We start from the raw sequence: 19,333 nt of genomic DNA, 5'->3' as shown, positions 1-19,333 counted from the left end.
GCGGTGACCGCCCTTCGTTTCCGTTGGGACTGCAAAGGTAGGAATCTTTTTTAAACCTCCAAATTTTATTTTAAAATATTTTCGGAGAAGATTGCTGAGGATAAAATCTATCGGATAAAACCGAAAAAATCCCTCTTTCTACCTTATGTCATCGTTCCGAAGAACCGTCCCTCCCTCGCGGAGTGGTGCAAAGATAGGGACTTTCAGACCATATTTCAAAGACATCCCGCAAAGTATTTTATCGCATAAGCCATAAAACACTGGAACATTGAACGATAAAATTGAAAAAAGAAAACAAACAGGCACCATGGACTGCACAAAAGGCATAAATTAATAATATCTCAGCCTTATCTCCCCTACAAATTCCTTTACTGACCACTTTCCTATCCTTCAGATAAGCATTAAGCTCTCAAAACAAAAAAGACCTTTTCGATATTCAAAAGAGTTTTTAAACGGTAAACCTTACTAAAACATATTATAGCAGGAGGTTTTGCATGAAATTAAAAGCCGCTGATTCCGGTGATATCTTGTCCAGTAATCAATAGGTGCACATCGTGTGTCCCTTCGTAAGTAATGACGGACTCCAGATTCATCATGTGACGCATAATTGGGTAACCCCCTACAATTCCCATAGCCCCTAGAATCTGTCTGGATTCTCGCGCCACCTGCAAGGCCATGTTCACATTGTTACGTTTAGCCATAGATATCTGCTGCGGCGTAGCCCTATTGTCATTTTTCAAGACACCTAGACGCCACGACAGTAATTGAGCCTTTGTAATTTCGGTAACCATTTCTGCCAGTTTTTTCTGCTGCAACTGATATGCCGCTATGGGTTTACCAAACTGCGTTCTTTCCAAAGCGTATTGCAAAGCCACTTGATAGCAATCAATAGCGGCTCCGATGACTCCCCAAGAAATACCATAACGCGCCGAATTCAAACAGGACAATGGCCCGCGCATGGATGAGACTTCTGGCAGCAACCTATCAGAAGGTATATATATATTATCAAACACCAGCTCTCCAGTCCGAGATGCTCTTAACGACCATTTGTCTTTAATTTCAGGCGTAGAAAACCCAGCATCCGCCCGTTCTACGATTACACCGTTCACCTTCCCATCCTCATCTTTGGCCCATACTACAGCAAGGTCACAAATTGGCGCATTCGTAATCCAAGTCTTTGCCCCATTCAATCGGTACCCCTCACCATCTTTCACCAAACGGGTTTCCATACTTGAAGGATCAGATCCATGATTGGGCTCGGTAAGTCCAAAAGCCCCCACCCAATCCCCCGAAGCCAACATTGGTAAATATTTATTTTTTTGCGTTTCGGATCCAAAAGTATATATCGGATACATGACCAAAGAAGACTGTACTGATGCTGCCGAACGGATAGCCGAATCTCCGGCTTCCAACTCTTGCATAATCACACCGTAAGCCATGTAATCAAGCCCTGCCCCTCCGTAAGCACTCGGGACAAAGGGCCCCAAGGCACCTACACTTCCTAATTTCTTCATCAGGCCCGGGATTTCTTCATGATGCTGTGCTTTTTGATCGATAGTAGGTAAAATTTCTACTCGTACAAAATCACGGATTGTATCACGAATCAAAAGATACTCTTCTCCTAAGAGATCTTCTACTTTAAAATAATCTACAGTGCTGTTCATGTCTTACTGGCTTTCCGTAAAAATATCAAATATTCAACAGAAAAGAGTATATTATAAATATTATTCTCTATATTTATGAAAATTTCGAATAATATAAACCATATTATGACAATTAAAGAATTAAAAACACTAGGAATCGAGATTGACAACCTAGGTACATCGACAGGGAGCAAGTGGTTTGCAAAAGGAGATATCATTTCTTCTTTTTCACCAACCAATGGTAAGCTTATTGCAAAAGTTCAATCAACAACGCGTAAAGAATACGACAAAGTAATCAGTGAAGCTGAAAAGGCTAAACTTATCTGGAGAGACATTCCAGCTCCAAAACGTGGAGAGATAGTTCGCCAATTGGGCGAAAAGCTAAGAGAACTAAAACCTGTACTAGGTAAATTAGTCTCCTACGAAATGGGAAAATCTTATCAAGAAGGACTTGGCGAAGTCCAGGAAATGATCGATATATGCGATTTTGCAGTGGGGCTTTCCCGTCAGCTATATGGCAACACAATCCATTCAGAGAGACCTGGGCACCGTATGTATGACCAATACCATCCACTTGGGATTGTAGGTATCATTACTGCCTTCAATTTTCCTGTTGCCGTTTGGTCCTGGAATGCTGCTCTGGCTTTAGTATGTGGTGATGTCGTTGTTTGGAAACCTTCAGAAAAGACACCACTTTGTGCAGTCGCATGTCAAAAAATCATAGCGGATATCCTTAAAGCCAACAAACTTCCAGAAGGTATCTCTTCGGTAATAACTGGGGATGCTGAGGTTGGAAAATGGATTTCGGAAGATCAGCGCATCCCATTAGTATCCGCTACGGGTTCTACGAGAATGGGTAAATTGGTGGCGACCACAGTTGCTCAGCGTCTAGGAAAAACATTACTGGAACTAGGAGGAAACAATGCAATCATTGTGACACCAAGTGCCGACTTGAAGATGACCATTATAGGGGCAGTATTTGGAGCAGTAGGAACTGCTGGCCAACGCTGTACCAGTACTAGAAGATTGATCGTCCATGATAGTATTTATGACAAGGTAAAGAAGGCATTGACTGATGCTTACAAACAAGTGAAAATTGGGGACCCGTTGGACACCAAACATCACATGGGACCATTGATTGATACGGATGCAGTACAAATGTACTTGAATGCATTGGACAAGATCAAAGAGCAAGGTGGTAAAATATTAGTTGAAGGGAAGGTCTTAAGCGGTAAAGGTTATGAAAGTGGCTGTTACGTGACTCCTGTGATCGCGGAGGTGGAGAACCACTATCAAATCGTACAAGATGAAACGTTCGCCCCTATCTTATACCTCATCAAATACAGTGGTGAAGTCGATAATGCAATCACGCTACAAAATGGTGTGAAACAAGGACTATCCTCTGCAATTATGACCTCAAGTCTACGTGAATCGGAATTATTTTTGAGCCAAAATGGGTCTGACTGTGGTATTGCCAATGTTAATATTGGTACTTCTGGAGCAGAGATCGGTGGTGCCTTTGGTGGCGAAAAAGAAACCGGAGGAGGTCGCGAATCAGGTTCTGATGCATGGAAGGTATACATGCGTCGTCAGACCAACACGATCAACTACACCACTAGCTTACCACTAGCACAAGGAATTAAGTTTGACCTTTAAAAACAAAAAATTATGAGAGAAGTACACCAAAGATTGGCAAAACATATACTAGCAGATGGATTTCCTGTTGTAATCGATCTAGAGAAATCACATGGCTCTTATATTGCTGATGTAGATGGCAACGAATACTTAGACATGTTCAGTATGTTTGCCTCATCTCCAATCGGATACAACCACCCCCATATCCTCAAAAATGCTGAGGTATTAAAAGATGCTGCAATCAATAAACTTGCCTTATCAGATATCTATCCTACGATATATGCTGACTTTTTGGATACGTTTTCACGTGTAGCTATCCCTAAAGAACTTAGTTATTGTTTCTTTATCGATGGAGGCTCTTTAGCTGTGGAGAATGCATTAAAAGCAGGGTTTGACTGGAAAACAAGAATCAACCTATCTAAAGGAATAGAACATGAGGCCAGTCAGGTCATCCACTTCAAACAGGCATTCCATGGCCGTTCGGGGTATACGCTATCTTTGACTAATACGAAAGATCCTAAAAAATACATGTACTTCCCGAAGTTCAACTGGCCTCGTATCACGAATCCTAAATTGAAGTTCCCAATTAATGAAAGCAATCTGGCAGAGACTATAACATTGGAAAACCAGGCGATTGCAGAAATCAATGCAGCTATCACCAATCGCCCAGAAGATATCGCATGTTTGATTATCGAAACTATACAGGCCGAAGGGGGAGATAACCACTTCAGAAAAGAATTCTTCCAAAAGCTAAGAGAGATCTGTGACCAAAATGACATCATCCTTATTCTAGATGAAGTACAGACTGGTATCGCAATGACTGGCAAAATGTGGGGATACCAACATTACGGCATCATCCCTGATGTGATTGCTTTTGGCAAGAAAACACAAGTCTGTGGTATACTCGCTAATCAGGAAAAATTTGACCGTGTCGAAAAAAATGTTTTCAAGGAATCCAGCCGGATCAATTCAACATTCGGTGGAAACCTCGTAGATATGGTACGCTTCAAGTTGATTCTAGAAGTCATCGAGCAAGAAAACTTAGTGGCCAAGGCAGATGAAAAAGGAAAATACATCTTACAGCAGATCGAACAATTGGTCAAAGATTTTCCACAACTGTCCAACGCGCGTGGTAAAGGTTTACTTACTGCATTTGATTTTGATACTGAAAAATCCCGGGATGAGTTTATCTCCAAAACACTTGACAACAAACTATTAATATTAGGATGTGGCGATAAAAGTGTACGCTTTAGACCACACCTCACGGTTACGATTGAAGATATAGACAAAGCATTTGCCATCATCCGCAATTGCTTAAAATAATCGTTCGCGCTAGACCTTAATTCTTTTGGTTTAAGCATCTCATAGCTGTCAAAAGGTATATTCCAAAAATCCTTTTGACAGCTTTTTTGTTTCCTACCAAATAAAGCATTTCAAAGTACAGACTTTATTTATTTTCCTTCCGATTAAAACACAAGCCTTTCAACGAATAAAAGTCATAAAACTATTTTTGACCTTTTGATTACTTTGTTCAATTAATAAACTCATTACTTTGCTTAAAAACACAAATAGTTTAAACATACTATCATGTATTTACGCAGACACTTCTTTCTTCCCCTCGCTATGTCAGTCATGGTTTCACTTATTTCATGTAACCGAAATTTTCAGTTTTCTGTTCTTGAAGTCAAACCTTTGGACCGAGACATCAACCTAAAGGCAATAGCCCGGATAAAACAGTTGATACCTCATGACACCTTCAGCTTCTTAATCTTTTCGGATACTCAAGTAGCTTATGATGAACTTGAATCCTTTGTTGCGCATGTCAATAGCACCTACACTATGGATAGTATCGCTTTTTTAGTACACGGAGGTGATTTCACGGACTATGGTGCTAATTTTGAGTACAATCTCTACTATGATGATGTCAGAAAACTTAAGTTTCCGGTTGTAGGATGCATAGGAAACCATGACATGCTCAGTAATGGTAGAACAATCTTTAAAAAGCTATTTGGTCCTGAGAATTTTAGTTTTAATTATGGAGACTACAGGTTCATTGTCTTCAATAGTAACAGTAGAGAGGTTCGCTTTGATGGTAGTTTACCTAATTTGAGTTGGCTCCAACAAGAGATAAATAGTAGCGCAGAAAACAATACAATTTACCTTTCACATGTAGCACCGATGACCACAGACTTTGATCCGGCTTTAAAGAACGACTTCACCAAAATCTTGGCCTCAAACAAAAAGAGTCGCTTATCTATACATGGGCACACCCACAATTACGTACTTGAGGAACCGTATACCGATGGCGTACAATACCTCACTGTTCCCACTCTACAGAAGAGACAATACGTAAAGGTTACTATTTCTCCTAAGGACATGCAAATACAACAAAAATTCTACTAATGCGCTGGATTACATTTTTTCTTTGCCTCTTATTGTCATTCTCCCTATCGGCCGAGACCATAGATTCAACGACAAGCAAACTTTACAAGTTCATACCCAACAGTACCATTCTACAATTTGCAGGGAATATAGGCATGTTCTCTACAGGGGTACGGTATGTTACCCCCAACAAACATTGGAAAGGCGCATTCCTCTATGGCTTTGTCCCAGCTCGCTATGCAGCAGACAAACCAATACACTCCGTCACGGTCAAAGGGCAATATAGTACGATGAACCATCGATATGGTCCTACAATCCAGATTGAATGGTTAAATGTCGGCTTATGGTACAACTACTCTTTTGGCAGAAGCTATTTTTCCAACCTCCCTAGACACTATGATGATGGTTATTATTATTTTCCGACCGCCATCAACATCGGACTTACTCTAGGCAGTGAATTACGTCACAAAAAATGGGGGCTATACTACGAAATTGGAACGACCGACAAACGGGTTATCAATTTTGTTAAAAGCCCGAAGGCAGTTTCATTTCGAGAAATCTGGAATATTGGTATAGGAATAGTCTATCATTTAAAACAGGAAGTTTCTCTTTAAAGTTTCAAATGCACGGCGTATATTTAACATCAAAACAACGATCATGGAATCACCTTTAATCAACATACAATCATTGAAGGAGCTGAGCTCTAATCCTAAACTTATTATTCTTGATGCCACCATAGACAAAGTCAATGAGAAAATCGATGAATACAATAAAGATTTGATTCCCAATTCTTTATTTTTCGATATCGAAGGTTGTTTTTCAGATCATAGTTCAGGACTTCCACACACGATGGTGAGTGCAGCCACTTTTACCGAACAGACACAGCAACTCGGCATTGACCAAGATAGTATCATTGTCGTCTATGACCGTTGGGGCGTATATTCGAGTCCCCGTGCATGGTGGATGTTTCGCTACATGGGGCACAAGCAGACCTATGTGCTAAATGGTGGAATAAAAGCATGGCAACAAGCCCAGCTTCCGGTTGTATCGGATTATCTAACCACAACTAAACTCGGGAATTTTATAGCCTCCCCTCAATCTCAATGGTTTGCAGATAAAGATACTATATTGGCTTCCTTAGAAACACAGAGCGCGACGATTATAGATGCTCGAGGGGAGGGTCGATTCAACGGGACAGCCCCTGAGCCTAGGTCGGGGGTACGCTCAGGACATATCCCGACCTCTAGCAACATACCTTTTGATCGGGTTTTAGATGGCGCATATCTAAAAGAAAAAAAAGCGCTTGAGACTTTGTTCACCACACATATCTCGAACCACAAACAGAATATATTTTCCTGTGGATCAGGAATCACCGCCTCAATTTTAGCATTAGCGGCATATCAAACAGGAGTCAACAACATCGCTGTTTACGATGGTTCTTGTGCTGAATGGGGAGCAGACCACGCTTTGCCAATGGAGTAAGTACTTGTTTTAAAACAAGTACTTACTCCATTGCTTTTGAAAGACATCTTCTTCCATCCATTCATAAACAGACCTCCTCAACAATTCCCTTGTCTCCTTTTTAGATTTCGGTTGTACTTTTTTACTTTTAGTCAGTTGCCCTGAAATTGATTTGTTGTTTAATTCGACTTGAGTAGCAAACATATTTATATTCCACCCAGGTATAGACAGCCCCAATATCATACCGGGCAACCCTTGGATGAGTTCAGGCCCACCAGACATTGCGATCTGATTTGTAAAAAAAGCAACTACATAAATAGAGTCCTGTACTACTCCATTAGCCCTTCGACAGTCATATCCAGCTATATTTCGATACTCATCTGTGTACCTCCATTTGACAACGGGAATCGTATCTTCCAATAAAATCTCATCACCACTGAAATGAATTAACCTCGAAAACATATTCGTTTTTTGATTTTTATAGGTTTTTGAGTCATTAAGCACTGGAAGATAATTTAAGGCACTCCTATAGTTAGAAGGATAGTCTTCTTTGATCGTTTCAAACAACGTCTCTCCATCATAAAAAGTAAGACTGTGCTTAGTTCCTATTTCCATTGGGCCATTTTTCACCACCTCATCTACAAACATCTTATCCCAAGTATCGAGATCTGCCTTATTTAGGTGATTGCGTTTTAAATAATTTTGCACATGAAACTTACGCTCATATGTGATCGTCCCACTATTTGGAAAAAAAACATACTGCGCTTGTACATCAATCAATATGATGTTCAGAAATATAAACAATAACGCTACTCTAACCATCTTAGTTACCTCCTTTCATAGTTGTAAAATTGTAAATCAGTTTAAACATCCCATAACGTTTCAAGACATCATTACTTGTCTGCACAAAGGAATAGCCATTCTGATAACGATTTATACCGTTATTTTTATTCAAGATATCATTCACGAAAAACTGGGCTTCCATTGATTTGTCTTTCAAGAATTTCTTAGAAACATATCCAGTCATGTTGAAAGTACTGAAAGCCTTAAGCGTTTCGGTTGCTCCTTGATAGGATTGATCAATCTCGACTGCAATTTTAAAATCTTTAGGAAAGTAATAGGTTAAATTTGAACTGGAGGACAGCGTAAAAGTAGTGCTATTCAACTCAGACTGCAATGATGAGTTAAGAACCTGTATTCCCGGCCTAAGATCTACAGAAAAATCCATCTTATTAGCTCTGTACCGACTGACACCCAGCGAAGGGCCAAAACTAAATCGCTCGGTATTATTCAATTCGGGCTCTTCCTGGCCTGTAGACAAATAATTATAAGTATTATTAAAGTTTGCCGATAGACCGGTATTTATATTAACACCTATTTTACGGAATAGAGGCATACGATAGCCTCCTCCCATATGTGCTGACCAATTTTGCTTATCAATATTAACAAACGAAATATCCCTTTTTCCAGTCTCTGAGTAATAACGAACCTTACTATTGATACTATTGATGCTTTGATTGGCACCTCCATAGAGGTATAAACTACGGTCTTTCAACGGTCGATAAGAATTAAAATCCAGAGAATAGGAATTACTGAACCCTGTAGACAGATCAGGATTATCCAGATAATTAACCAATTGATTCGCATTTTGCTTTAAGGGCTCAATCTGTGTCAAGTCAGGCTGTACTGTACGTCCGTAGTATCTAAAACTGATATTTTTACTCTTTGACAGCTTATACCCCGCATAGAACATGGGATTAACAGATGTCTGTGATCGCTGCAGCTGTGTATTTAGATTGTTATAGGTCCGACTCACATCTTCAAAATCTAATCTGTTACTGACGTTGATAGTCCAAAGGTCATTTTTAAAGTTTAACCCTGTATTAGCTGTATTTTTTGAACTGTTGACACGAAAATTATTCAAGACCTGCAAATCTAACAGGGTGTAGTCCCCTGTTGCTGGATCCTTATCAAAAGATTGGTTTAAGTTGGTAGCGTTATTTTTTTGAAACGAGTATCCCAACGTAGCCGTAAGGTTCTTACTCAATGGCTCTGTATAATTTAAGGAGGTAGTAAACACTTTAGCACCTACTTCATCACGTTTAAACTGATCAATTTCAGTTTTTATCCCTGTAGAATGATATTCAGCCTTTGAATAATAATTGGTATTACCATCCGTCTGATTCGATCTAACATTTGCATTCAATGTCATTGACCGTTTATCTTTTTTAAATTTTCTAGTCAATAAAAAATCAAGACTAAGATTTTCATTCGTGCTGATTGTATTACTCCTATTCGTCATCTCGTTAATTAATTCATTGGCCAGATTTCGACGATCTGTTTCCTTTTCTTCTTTATTGTCAAGATTTTTTCGACTGTACCCAAGGCGAACTGTTCCTGAAGACAAAGAGTCTATGTTGAAATCATAGCGCATATTAACTTGATGTGACTTATCCTGATTGTTGGTTGTGGTAGTGGCATTATCCAAGGTTGTATTTTCCGGATAGCTTTCCTGTGCTTCATATCTATTCAGATTTTGGACATCCATTTGATTCCTTTTGTAGTTTACATTCAATTTATGCTTATCATTCTTAGACTTGTCCGAAAAACTAAATCCCATATTCAAGGCTTTGGGCACACCTGCTCCCCGGTAATTACCACTCCAGGAATCTGATCCATCAAAACCTCCATCAGAGGTAATCATTATCCCACCTCCGTCCATTACAGTTACGTTGGCACTTCCATTCACTCCATATTTTTGCCCATCCTCAAACCCGAGGCCAACCAATCCATCATTCGCTATTATTCCATATGCTGCTATTTTTTGCGTTCCCTTAAACCTATTAGCCATTGCCTTTCCGGCATAGTATTTATCGGTTCCCATCCCACCTAATACCTGACCAAACATGCCTTTCTTTTTATCTTCCTTTAATTTAATGTCGATAGTTTGCGTTCGTTCACCATCATCAATGCCTGTTCTCATCGCGAGATCAGATTTTTTTTCATAGACCTGCACTTTACTTACCATGTCGGATCGTATATTTTTCGTGATCAGCGTAGGATCATCACCAAAAAACTCTTCCCCATCCAGTAAGACTTTTTTCACTTCCTTCCCTTGGGCAGTAATTCGTCCACTAGCATCCATGGTTATTCCTGGAAGAACCTTAAGCAAATCTTCTACTTTAGCACCCTTCTCCACTTTAAAACTCCCAGCGTCATACTCTATAGTATCCCCCTTTATTACAACAGGCATTCTACCCATTACCTCCACCTCTTCGATCAATAAAGCAACTTTAGAAAGCTTAATAACTCCCAACTCCTTTCCTGTAGCATCTAATAGCAAATCTTGAACAAAATCCGCATATTGAGGATAGGACACCAGTAATTTATAACTTCCAGTGTCTAGGTTGGCAAGTGAAAAGCCTCCGTTTTCTTTAGCCCATGTAAACCGGACAAGAATAGAGTCCTTTGCATTCAAAAGTGCAATAGATGCTTTCTCAAGTTTACGGTTATCAGCTCCATCAACGACTTGTCCTGAAACTTTGGTCTGTGCAGAAACCGAAAAAAAACTCATAAAAAGGAGGCACACAAAAAGTAGCAATACTAGGTTTGGATTCATAGCATAAAAGTTTATAATAAAGGGAGATATAATCTCACCAATCCAAAACTAAATATTTAGTTAATAATAATTCGTAAAAAAAAAGTTAAAATATAGTTATAAAAAAGTTAAATATAACACCTTAAATTATTCTATTAATTAACCAATAGGATATAAAAAAGGCCGACAGAACTGTCAGCCTTTTTTATACTTTGCTACCCAACACCTGGATACGGTACATAATCATCGTCACCTGGTACTTTCGGAAATTCTCGTGCAATCCACTTCTGCTTAGCTTCTTCATTAATCGCTCGATCTGTAGCCACAAAGTTCCATGAGATAAACCGTTCTTCCGGAAAAGGTTCCCCTCCAAAAATATACACTGTGGTATTAGCTTTCATTGTAAACGAGCAGAGATGGGCATCCTTGGTAATCAAAATCTGCTTCGATCCATAATCAAATCCATTGCTTTCAATATCGCCTTCTAGAATATAAAGCCCGCTTTCGCCATAGAGTTCTCCACGGATATCGATGAAGGCATCTTTTTTCCCAGTCTTGATTTCAATCATATACAACTTACTATATACTGGAACTGGAGACTGCTTTCCAAATGCCTGTCCTGCTATCAGTTTATAGGATACCCCATCCTGTTCCCAAGCAGGTATATCTTGTGCTTCAGTATGATGAAACTCTGGATCCATAAATTCTAATTCCTTCGGGAGCGCGACCCAGATCTGTAAACCGTGCATAAATTTATCCTTATGACGGAGGTATTCAGGTGTACGCTCCGAATGCGTCACCCCTTTACCTGCAGTCATCCAATTTACAGCTCCCGGCTTGATCTCCATTGCCGTACCTAAACTGTCCCGGTGAAATATTGCACCATCAAAAAGGTATGTTAGCGTAGAAAGTCCAATATGCGGGTGGGGACCAACATCCAGGTTTTCGTGTTCGGCTAGACACGCTGGCCCCATATGGTCAATAAAAACAAACGGGCCTATTGATCTCTTCTGCCGAAAAGGTAATAGTCTACCAACAAAAAAATTACCGATATTGGCGGCGGTTTCTTCTCTTATAAAATCAATATTTGACATACGCTATCTCCTCCATTTTTATACCTAAAGTTACGTAATATATGTCAGTAATACTGTTAAGAACATTTGAAAAATAACCTCATACTATAAATGGGCACCTTTTAGGGGTGCCCATTTATACTGTAGATTATCTTATTCTAAAACTTCTGTAGGAACTTAAAAATCAGATCAGAGCCTAACTTGGTAGTTCTTTGATCAATATCATACACTGGATTTAACTCAGCAATATCCATACTTGCCAAATTAGGCAGCTTGATTATCGCTTGAAAAATCCGCTGGAAGGTTATGTCTGGAATAATACCATTAAAAGCCAAAGCGCTCACTCCCGGAGCATAAGGTGCCGCAAAAGCATCCAAATCGATAGTTAGGTAAACTTGATCTACCTGAGTCGCAAATTTTTGCACGGCCGCAATTATTTCCTGAACATTATCCGCTTGCACATCCTCTGCCTTTATAATCTTCGTCCCCTTACCTTCCGCATAAGCTAATAATGACTGGGTATTAGAAATATCCTGAATTCCTAAAGCTAAATAGTGCAACGGCTTATCGATACGTGATAAATCATCAGCAATCTGGTAAAATCCTGTACCCGAATTTCCTACTCCATCTTTAAGCGGACGAATATCCAGATGGGCATCGATATTAATGATTCCGATGGAATCACTATTCATGTGCAAGCCCTTAAAATGCGCATAGGTAATTTCATGGCCCCCACCTAGTAAGAGTGGGAAGCCTCCTTGCAGACGAATCGTAGAAACAAGCTCAGCCAGTCTCTGTTGGGCCGCCTCCAGCTCGGTGCCATAACAATACACATCCCCACCATCCAGTAACCGGATTTGTTCAGAGAAATGAACAGGTAATCCGGCCAATACTTTTCGAAACTGGGCAGGTCCATCCTTAGCGCCTACTCTTCCCTGATTACGACGAACTCCTTCATCACAACAAAAACCTAATAATACAACCGCATTTTTTAAATCCTGTTTCTCATCCAGATTCACACAATGTACCTCTTGGTGCCAGCGTCGTAAACCCGACTCGGTCCCATCGACACGACCTGTCCACTGCTCAGGATTTCCAGACTGATATAATGCCTTCATATTGACCTATCCAAAAAGTTTATCCAGTACTGCAGCATCTACCAATTCGGCTTTTGTCACCTTCAATGTAGGGCTCCGTTTCAGTTCCGTTTCTATCGCCTGCATAGCCTCTTTATTCCTTGCCCAAGCTCTGCGTGCGATTCCGTTATTAACATCAAAGAACAGCATATTGCGCAATTTCTCTTCCGCAGCGGCAGAACCATCTAACAACATACCAAAACCTCCGTTGATAACCTCGCCCCATCCTACACCGCCACCATTATGAATAGAAACCCAGGTAGCTCCCCTGAAACTATCACCGATTACATTATGTATCGCCATATCAGCCGTAAATTTACTACCATCATAGATATTACTCGTCTCCCGATAAGGCGAATCTGTACCACTCACATCATGGTGATCCCTACCCAATACGACAGGTGCAGACAATTGCCCAGTTTGCACCGCATCGTTAAATGCTTTTGCAATCCGGGTACGGCCCAATGCATCGGCATACAGGATACGCGCTTGGGAACCGACCACTAAGCGGTTCTCTTCTGCATCCGCTATCCATTTTATATTATCCGCGAGCTGCTGTTTAATTTCCTCTGGAGCTTGCTTTTGTAATTCCTTCATCACGTCCAGAGCAATTCGGTCGGTCGTACGAAGATCTTCGGGCCTCCCTGAAGTACACACCCAACGGAATGGTCCAAAGCCATAGTCAAAACACATCGGACCGAGAATGTCCTGTACATAAGATGGGTATTTAAAGTTAATACCATCTATAGCCAATACATCAGCTCCGGCACGTGAAGCTTCCAACAGAAAAGCGTTTCCATAATCGAAGAAATAAGTTCCACGTGCAGCGTGCTTATTGATAGCATTAGCCTGTCTCACCAAAGATTTTTGTACTGCTTTTTTAAACTCGTCTGGTTCTTCTGCAATCATCCTATTTGCATCCTCAAAGCTATATCCAACCGGATAATATCCACCCGACCAAGGATTATGCAAAGACGTCTGGTCTGAACCTACCGTAACAAAAACCTCCTGTTCATAGAAAGCCTCCCACACGTCCACTACATTACCAATATAGGCCAATGAAACCACTTCTTCATTTTGAATAGCCTGCTTCACGCGGATTATAAGTTCCTGTATATCTTCCTGCAGTTCATCTACCCAACCTTGTTCATGTCTTTTGCGTGCTGCTGCCGGGTTTACTTCCGCACATACGGTAACACAACTAGCGATATTTCCCGCTTTCGGTTGCGCACCACTCATACCTCCTAACCCCGAAGTAAGGAATACTTTGCCCCGCGAATTATCTCCTTGCTTGAGATGCTTACGAAAAGCATTCATCACGGTAATGGTTGTACCATGTACAATTCCCTGTGGACCGATATACATATACGAACCTGCTGTCATCTGTCCATACTGGGTAACGCCTAGGGCATTGAAACGCTCCCAATCATCTGGTTTGGAATAATTAGGAATCATCATTCCGTTGGTCACTACAACTCTTGGGGCCAAAGCCGAGGAAGGGAACAAGCCCATTGGGTGTCCCGAATACATGTGCAGTGTCTGTTCTTCCGTCATCTTTGCCAAATATTGCATCGTCAACAGATACTGTGCCCAGTTTTGGAATACAGCACCATTGCCCCCGTAGGTAATCAGCTCATGCGGGTGTTGTGCCACTGCAGGATCCAAATTATTCTGTATCATCAGCATAATTGCTGCCGTTTGGTGGCTTTGCGCTGGATACTCTTCTATTGGCCGGGCGTACATCGCATATGTCGGGCGAAAGCGATACATATAGATACGTCCATAGCTTCTCAACTCCTCTAGAAAATCTGCCGCTAGTTCCTCATGCCATACTGCAGGAAAATAACGCAGTGCGTTTGCAATAGCCAATCGCTCTTCATCTTTTGTAAGTATCGGCTTACGCACCGGAGCGTGACTCACCGAAGCATCTAACGCCACTTTAGCAGGCAATTGATTCGGTATACCTTGTATTATTTCATCTTTAAACTTCTGCATGACTATTTTATATTAGATAGAACCTCTGCCCCATTCTTCCAGACAGCCGATGGCTGTAATGCTCCTTGTAGGTAAGTGATATTCTGATAATTATTTGTATCATAAATGACGAAGTCGGCCAACTGCCCTTCGACCAATCGACCTCTATCGGAGAGATCCAAGGCCTGTGCCGCTCTAAAAGTAACTGCGGCCAACACTTCGGCATTGGAAAGTTTCTCCATCGTTGCCAGAATACTGGCCGATGCGATAAGCTGTCCCATAGGCGCGGAACCAGGATTCCAATCTGTTGCAATCGCCAATGAAGCACCTGCGTCCAATAAACGCCTAGCAGGTGTAAATGCACAACCGATCCCCAATGAGGCTGCCGGCAACGCCACAGCAACCACATCCGAATCGGCAAGCAATGCAATCTCCGCATCTGTTGATGCTTCCAAGTGATCGGCAGATACCGCATCAAAAGCAACAGCGACCTCAGAACCAGAGGTGCTAAATTGATCTGCATGTACGGTAATCATAAAACCCATATCTTTCGCAACTTGGAAATAATCCTGAATATCTTCTGCCGAAAAAGCAGTCTGTTCTATAAATGCATCGATACGTCCAGTCAATTTTTCTTCCTTCAACGTAGGGAAAAGTTCCGTAGCCATAATCGCAAGATATTCTTTTGCCGTCCCTTCAAAATCCTTCGGTTTCATATGCGCAGCCAAGCAGGTAGGGACTAGGTCCATTGCCAATTCAGCATTAGCCTCCTTAATTGCCCGTAGTGTTTTCAGCTCTTCATCTCTATTAAGCCCATAACCACTTTTAACCTCCACGGTAGTAATTCCTTGCTGCAAAAGATAGCTGGCTCTACGTTTTGTCAATTCCTTCAATTCGTCCTGTGTCGCCTCACGTGTATGCTTGACCGTACTCCAAATACCTCCACCCGCTTGTGCAATTTCCAAATAGGAGCTTCCAGCATTACGCATTGCAAAATCATTAGCCCGGTTGCCCCCAAAAGCGATATGCGTATGGCAGTCAACAAAAGAAGGTAAACACACCTTATCCTCCGTAATCAACTGCACTTCTACTGCACCACCTACCTGACTACGGAGAGCTTCAAAATTTCCGACGGTTTTGACTTTCCCATTTTCGATCCATAAACCGCTCTCTTCGATGACTTCCAGCTGACTGTCGTCCAGAGCACCTTTTAGGGGCAAATCACGCATGGTCAATAACTGCCTAAAAGGACCTATAAGTATTTCATTCATGCCTAATAGTTTTCAAAATATTCAACACCTGCACCAAAATATGCGTTCCCCGCCGTAGCTTTAGCTAGTTCAACCAGTTCGCCCGATTTCACTAAGGCTAATGCCTTCTCCAAAATATCCTGCATCGGTTGATCTTCTTCCAGATGAGGAATGTGCTTGCGGATATGTTGATGTAGTGCTTCAACAACGGCTGTAGATTGCAATGGACTATGAAAATCTTTAGCTTGGGCCGCACAAAGCAACTCTACACTTAATATCTTATCCACATTGTCAATAACCTGTAACAACTTTCGACCGGATATCGATCCCATACTCACATGATCTTCCTGCCCCATCGAAGTTGGTATACTATCTGCCGAAGCGGGGAAACAAAGCCCTTTATTCTCGCTAGCTATAGCTGCAGTAGTATACTGCAAAATCATAAAACCTGAGTTTAGACCTGTTGACTTCATCAACAATTTAGGCACCCCATTTGTTTCTCCTTCTAGGGAAAGATATACCCTGCGATCGGAGATATTCCCCAACTCACTAACAGCAAGTGTTGCATAGTCCAACGGCAGCGCGATAGGCTGTCCATGGAATGAGCCTCCACTTATAGTCAACTCGCTATTTATAATGATTGGATTGTCCGTTACTGCATTAATCTCGGTTTCAATAATTTCTTTAAAATGAAGCCAAGCATTGCGGGATGCGCCATGCACCTGTGGTATACAGCGCATCGAATACGGATCCTGTACTCTAGAACAATTTTTATGTGACTCTAAAATTGCAGATCCCGACAAAAGGTTATATATCGTGGAAGCTACAAATACATTCCCTTTATAAGGTCTCAACTGATGTAACTCACTAAAGAACGGTTTGATGGAGCCATTCAGCCCCTCAATCATTAACGTTGCAATCAAATCCGCATTATTCATCAATCTGTTCATCTCGACAACAGCCTTCACACCATGTGCAGCCATAAACTGTGTCCCGTTGATCAATGCTAAGCCTTCTTTAGCTCCCAACGCGACAGGCTTCATCTGCAGTTCGTTCAAGACATCGGCCGTATTACAGACTTCACCTTTGTAAAACACCTTCCCAAGACCAATCAAAGGCAAGAATAGATGCGACAATGGCGCTAGATCACCAGAAGCGCCGACCGACCCCTGTTTCGGCACAACCGGTACGATATCATTCTGAATATGCCAGATAATACGCTCTACCGTGCTTAATTGCACACCTGAGAAACCTTTGGACAACGCATGTACCTTCAAAATCATCATCAACTTGGACAGTTCCTTTTCAATGGGCTCTCCGACTCCCACAGCATGACTCATCAGGATGTTCTCTTGTAGCTTACGGGTATCATTGGCGTCAATCAATGTTGTACAAAGCGGACCAAAACCTGTATTTATACCGTACACCACCTTACCCGAATCCACAATTTCCCGCACATAGCCTGCACTTTTCTCGATATCCTTTACTACTTCTTCCGTTAAGATTCCTTCAACTGTACCTCTTGCTATACCTAAAGCAATGGAGCTCTGTAAAAAATCAACTCCGTATTTAAATGTGTTCATCTGATCTTTCGTTTTATCTCAAATTTAACAGGTATATTTGATAACTGGTAATACCATTTAAGTCAACTATTAATAACTATGAATTATCAAATAGAGCTTCGACACCTCCATTACTTCAGAGTTCTGGCCGAAGAACTTCATTTTCGTAAAGCTGCAGATCGGCTTTTCATCTCCCAGCCTGGACTGAGTAGACAGATTAAACAGATGGAAAGTATCTATAGGACTACACTCTTTGAACGAAGTAAGCGTGCCGTGCAATTGACTGAGGCCGGCAAATACCTTTTACAAGAAGTCGAACTATTGTTCAGCCAGCTCAGCAATATCCAAACACAGATTGAAAAGATTGCCGAAGGAAAGATAACATCGCTCAAATTAGGATTTATTGGTTCTGCAGTACAGACGATGCTGCCCAAACTATTGGCTTCACTAAAGCAAAAACAGCCTTTGATCGACATCACCCTCAATGAACTCAGCAATGAGATGCAACTCGAGATGCTAGGGCGCAATGAATTGGATTTTGGTTTTGTGCGTATCGATGGTACACCTCCCCACATAAAATCATTACCTATCCTGACCGAACACTTCGCACTTGTCATCCCAAAGAATCACCCACTCAAATCAAAGCACAATCTTCAGCTGACAGACTTCAAAGATGAACCTTTCATCCTGTTTTCAAAAGCTTATAGTATTTCCTACTATGATCTGGTCATGAGTATATTTCGAGACCACGATTTTGTACCTCATGTCACCCTGCGTACAGTCAATGCCCTGAGTATATTCAATCTAGTATCTCAAGGACTTGGCGTAGCGATTGTTCCCTCTTCATTAAAAAACGGTTACAGTACAGATGTTGATTTTATCGAACTCGAACATATACGGCAGCGCACCACCCTTAGTCTAGTCTGGAATCAAGAGAACCGTAACCCTGGCGTACCAACATTACTTGAAGAGGTCAAAGAATTACTAAATTTGATTTAATTCGCTTAGCTTTCTATTGTTAAATCATACTTTAATAATAAGAGTTCCAATTGATAGATGGTGAACTTTGCTTTTTTCACCTTATTGAGCTCCAGATCGAGAATCAGATTTGCAGATGTTCTGAAATCGACCTTTTCGATGTTTGTTCCTATAAAAGTAGCTCCTAATAAGTCGCACTCTATAAAAACACTTGCAGATAAGTCTGACTCACTAAAATCCACTTCACGTAAGGAACACTTCAAAAACCGCATCTTTTTTAGATTTGCACCATAAAATATAGAATAGTCAAGCTGGCATTTTTCAAAAGAAAAAGAGAACATAAACTTGTTGAGCGAAGAGAAATCTACCCCCATAATCTTGCAATCCTTGAAAATAACATTGCGCAGTCCCACACCTCGCAAATTGGCCATAGATAGGTTGCAGGTTTCAAACGTACATTCTTCAAAATCATTGGTTCTTAAATCACTCTTAGAAAAATCACAGCCTACAAAATGGCAACGGACAAACTCCCTATTACGGAGTTCCTTCTCTGAATAATCGACCTGTTGAAAGGTTTTATCGGTATGCGTAATAATTTCTGCACTCATATTCTATCCAATTTTCAAAACCTAATCAAGGTC

At 41.1% G+C, this 19,333-nt stretch carries 15 protein-coding genes; 6 read left to right on the top strand and 9 right to left on the bottom strand.

Annotated elements, in window-relative coordinates; all coding sequences use genetic code 11:
* Window positions 1-500: 500 nt before the first annotated feature.
* Window positions 501-1,664 (bottom strand): acyl-CoA dehydrogenase family protein, encoded by a 1,164-nt coding sequence (locus CLV99_RS00620; RefSeq protein ID WP_133582551.1) that lies wholly within the window; start codon window positions 1,662-1,664, stop codon window positions 501-503.
* A 105-nt stretch (window positions 1,665-1,769) separates the two neighbouring features.
* Here CLV99_RS00620 and amaB point away from each other — a divergent pair, with 105 nt between their 5' ends.
* From amaB to CLV99_RS00595, 5 genes are all read left to right on the top strand, one after another.
* Complete coding sequence (amaB, locus tag CLV99_RS00615; protein ID WP_133582550.1) at window positions 1,770-3,299, top strand: L-piperidine-6-carboxylate dehydrogenase; 1,530 nt, start codon at window positions 1,770-1,772, stop codon at window positions 3,297-3,299.
* A 12-nt stretch (window positions 3,300-3,311) separates the two neighbouring features.
* Window positions 3,312-4,601, top strand: coding sequence for an L-lysine 6-transaminase (gene lat, locus CLV99_RS00610; RefSeq protein WP_246032667.1), 1,290 nt, complete (start codon window positions 3,312-3,314; stop codon window positions 4,599-4,601).
* A 264-nt stretch (window positions 4,602-4,865) separates the two neighbouring features.
* Window positions 4,866-5,681: a metallophosphoesterase family protein gene (locus tag CLV99_RS00605; RefSeq protein ID WP_133582548.1), complete on the top strand. Its 816-nt coding sequence runs from the start codon at window positions 4,866-4,868 to the stop codon at window positions 5,679-5,681.
* Window positions 5,681-6,274: a hypothetical protein gene (locus CLV99_RS00600; protein WP_133582547.1), complete on the top strand. Its 594-nt coding sequence runs from the start codon at window positions 5,681-5,683 to the stop codon at window positions 6,272-6,274. Before CLV99_RS00605 ends, CLV99_RS00600 begins: the two co-directional genes overlap by 1 nt.
* Window positions 6,275-6,317: 43 nt before the next feature.
* Complete coding sequence (locus CLV99_RS00595) at window positions 6,318-7,142, top strand: sulfurtransferase (RefSeq protein WP_133582546.1); 825 nt, start codon at window positions 6,318-6,320, stop codon at window positions 7,140-7,142.
* A 9-nt stretch (window positions 7,143-7,151) separates the two neighbouring features.
* Here CLV99_RS00595 and CLV99_RS00590 read toward each other — a convergent pair whose 3' ends face one another.
* The 7 genes from CLV99_RS00590 to hutH all read right to left on the bottom strand — a co-directional run bounded on the left by CLV99_RS00590 (window position 7,152) and on the right by hutH (window position 17,735).
* Entirely contained in the window at window positions 7,152-7,943 is a 792-nt protein-coding gene (locus tag CLV99_RS00590) for a GLPGLI family protein (RefSeq protein WP_133582545.1), read from the bottom strand.
* 1 nt (window position 7,944) lies between these two features.
* Window positions 7,945-10,740 (bottom strand): TonB-dependent receptor, encoded by a 2,796-nt coding sequence (locus CLV99_RS00585; protein WP_133582544.1) that lies wholly within the window; start codon window positions 10,738-10,740, stop codon window positions 7,945-7,947.
* Window positions 10,741-10,934: 194 nt separating this feature from the next.
* On the bottom strand, window positions 10,935-11,813 hold the full coding sequence (locus CLV99_RS00580) for a pirin family protein (protein ID WP_133582543.1): 879 nt from the start codon (window positions 11,811-11,813) through the stop codon (window positions 10,935-10,937).
* 137 nt (window positions 11,814-11,950) lie between these two features.
* On the bottom strand, window positions 11,951-12,910 hold the full coding sequence (gene hutG, locus CLV99_RS00575) for a formimidoylglutamase (RefSeq protein WP_133582542.1): 960 nt from the start codon (window positions 12,908-12,910) through the stop codon (window positions 11,951-11,953).
* Window positions 12,911-12,916: 6 nt separating this feature from the next.
* The gene (locus CLV99_RS00570) at window positions 12,917-14,923 is read right to left on the bottom strand and encodes a urocanate hydratase (protein WP_133582541.1); all 2,007 of its coding nucleotides are present in this window, start codon (window positions 14,921-14,923) and stop codon (window positions 12,917-12,919) included.
* A 2-nt stretch (window positions 14,924-14,925) separates the two neighbouring features.
* The gene (gene hutI / locus CLV99_RS00565; RefSeq protein WP_133582540.1) at window positions 14,926-16,173 is read right to left on the bottom strand and encodes an imidazolonepropionase; all 1,248 of its coding nucleotides are present in this window, start codon (window positions 16,171-16,173) and stop codon (window positions 14,926-14,928) included.
* Between the two features lie 2 nt (window positions 16,174-16,175).
* Entirely contained in the window at window positions 16,176-17,735 is a 1,560-nt protein-coding gene (hutH, locus tag CLV99_RS00560; protein ID WP_133582539.1) for a histidine ammonia-lyase, read from the bottom strand.
* A gap of 78 nt (window positions 17,736-17,813) precedes the next feature.
* Between hutH and CLV99_RS00555 the strand changes: the two genes are divergently transcribed.
* Window positions 17,814-18,713 carry a LysR family transcriptional regulator gene (locus tag CLV99_RS00555; RefSeq protein WP_133582538.1) on the top strand — a complete coding sequence of 300 codons (900 nt, stop codon included), beginning with the start codon at window positions 17,814-17,816 and terminating at the stop codon, window positions 18,711-18,713.
* A 5-nt stretch (window positions 18,714-18,718) separates the two neighbouring features.
* On the opposite strand, the gene CLV99_RS00550 is transcribed toward CLV99_RS00555, so the two are convergent.
* A complete protein-coding gene (locus CLV99_RS00550; RefSeq protein WP_133582537.1) occupies window positions 18,719-19,300 on the bottom strand; it encodes a pentapeptide repeat-containing protein in 582 nt (193 codons plus the stop codon).
* Window positions 19,301-19,333: the final 33 nt, after the last annotated feature.

This window comes from Sphingobacterium yanglingense (assembly GCF_004363245.1).
In the GTDB taxonomy this organism is placed as follows: Bacteria; Bacteroidota; Bacteroidia; order Sphingobacteriales; family Sphingobacteriaceae; genus Sphingobacterium; species Sphingobacterium yanglingense.
Note: the sequence above shows the minus strand (reverse complement) of the source record. Positions and strands in the feature narration are given on the sequence as shown.

Excerpts from the sequence above, each read along its gene's own strand:
- CLV99_RS00595 (WP_133582546.1), top strand. The coding sequence starts at position 6,318 with ATGGAATCACCTTTAATCAACATACAATCATTGAAGGAGCTGAGCTCT.
- CLV99_RS00590 (WP_133582545.1), bottom strand. The coding sequence starts at position 7,943 with ATGGTTAGAGTAGCGTTATTGTTTATATTTCTGAACATCATATTGATT.
- hutH (WP_133582539.1), bottom strand. The coding sequence starts at position 17,735 with ATGAACACATTTAAATACGGAGTTGATTTTTTACAGAGCTCCATTGCT.
- CLV99_RS00620 (WP_133582551.1), bottom strand. The coding sequence starts at position 1,664 with ATGAACAGCACTGTAGATTATTTTAAAGTAGAAGATCTCTTAGGAGAA.
- CLV99_RS00550 (WP_133582537.1), bottom strand. The coding sequence starts at position 19,300 with ATGAGTGCAGAAATTATTACGCATACCGATAAAACCTTTCAACAGGTC.
- CLV99_RS00585 (WP_133582544.1), bottom strand. The coding sequence starts at position 10,740 with ATGAATCCAAACCTAGTATTGCTACTTTTTGTGTGCCTCCTTTTTATG.
- amaB (WP_133582550.1), top strand. The coding sequence starts at position 1,770 with ATGACAATTAAAGAATTAAAAACACTAGGAATCGAGATTGACAACCTA.
- CLV99_RS00600 (WP_133582547.1), top strand. The coding sequence starts at position 5,681 with ATGCGCTGGATTACATTTTTTCTTTGCCTCTTATTGTCATTCTCCCTA.
- CLV99_RS00580 (WP_133582543.1), bottom strand. The coding sequence starts at position 11,813 with ATGTCAAATATTGATTTTATAAGAGAAGAAACCGCCGCCAATATCGGT.
- hutG (WP_133582542.1), bottom strand. The coding sequence starts at position 12,910 with ATGAAGGCATTATATCAGTCTGGAAATCCTGAGCAGTGGACAGGTCGT.
- CLV99_RS00570 (WP_133582541.1), bottom strand. The coding sequence starts at position 14,923 with ATGCAGAAGTTTAAAGATGAAATAATACAAGGTATACCGAATCAATTG.
- lat (WP_246032667.1), top strand. The coding sequence starts at position 3,312 with ATGAGAGAAGTACACCAAAGATTGGCAAAACATATACTAGCAGATGGA.
- hutI (WP_133582540.1), bottom strand. The coding sequence starts at position 16,173 with ATGAATGAAATACTTATAGGTCCTTTTAGGCAGTTATTGACCATGCGT.
- CLV99_RS00605 (WP_133582548.1), top strand. The coding sequence starts at position 4,866 with ATGTATTTACGCAGACACTTCTTTCTTCCCCTCGCTATGTCAGTCATG.
- CLV99_RS00555 (WP_133582538.1), top strand. The coding sequence starts at position 17,814 with ATGAATTATCAAATAGAGCTTCGACACCTCCATTACTTCAGAGTTCTG.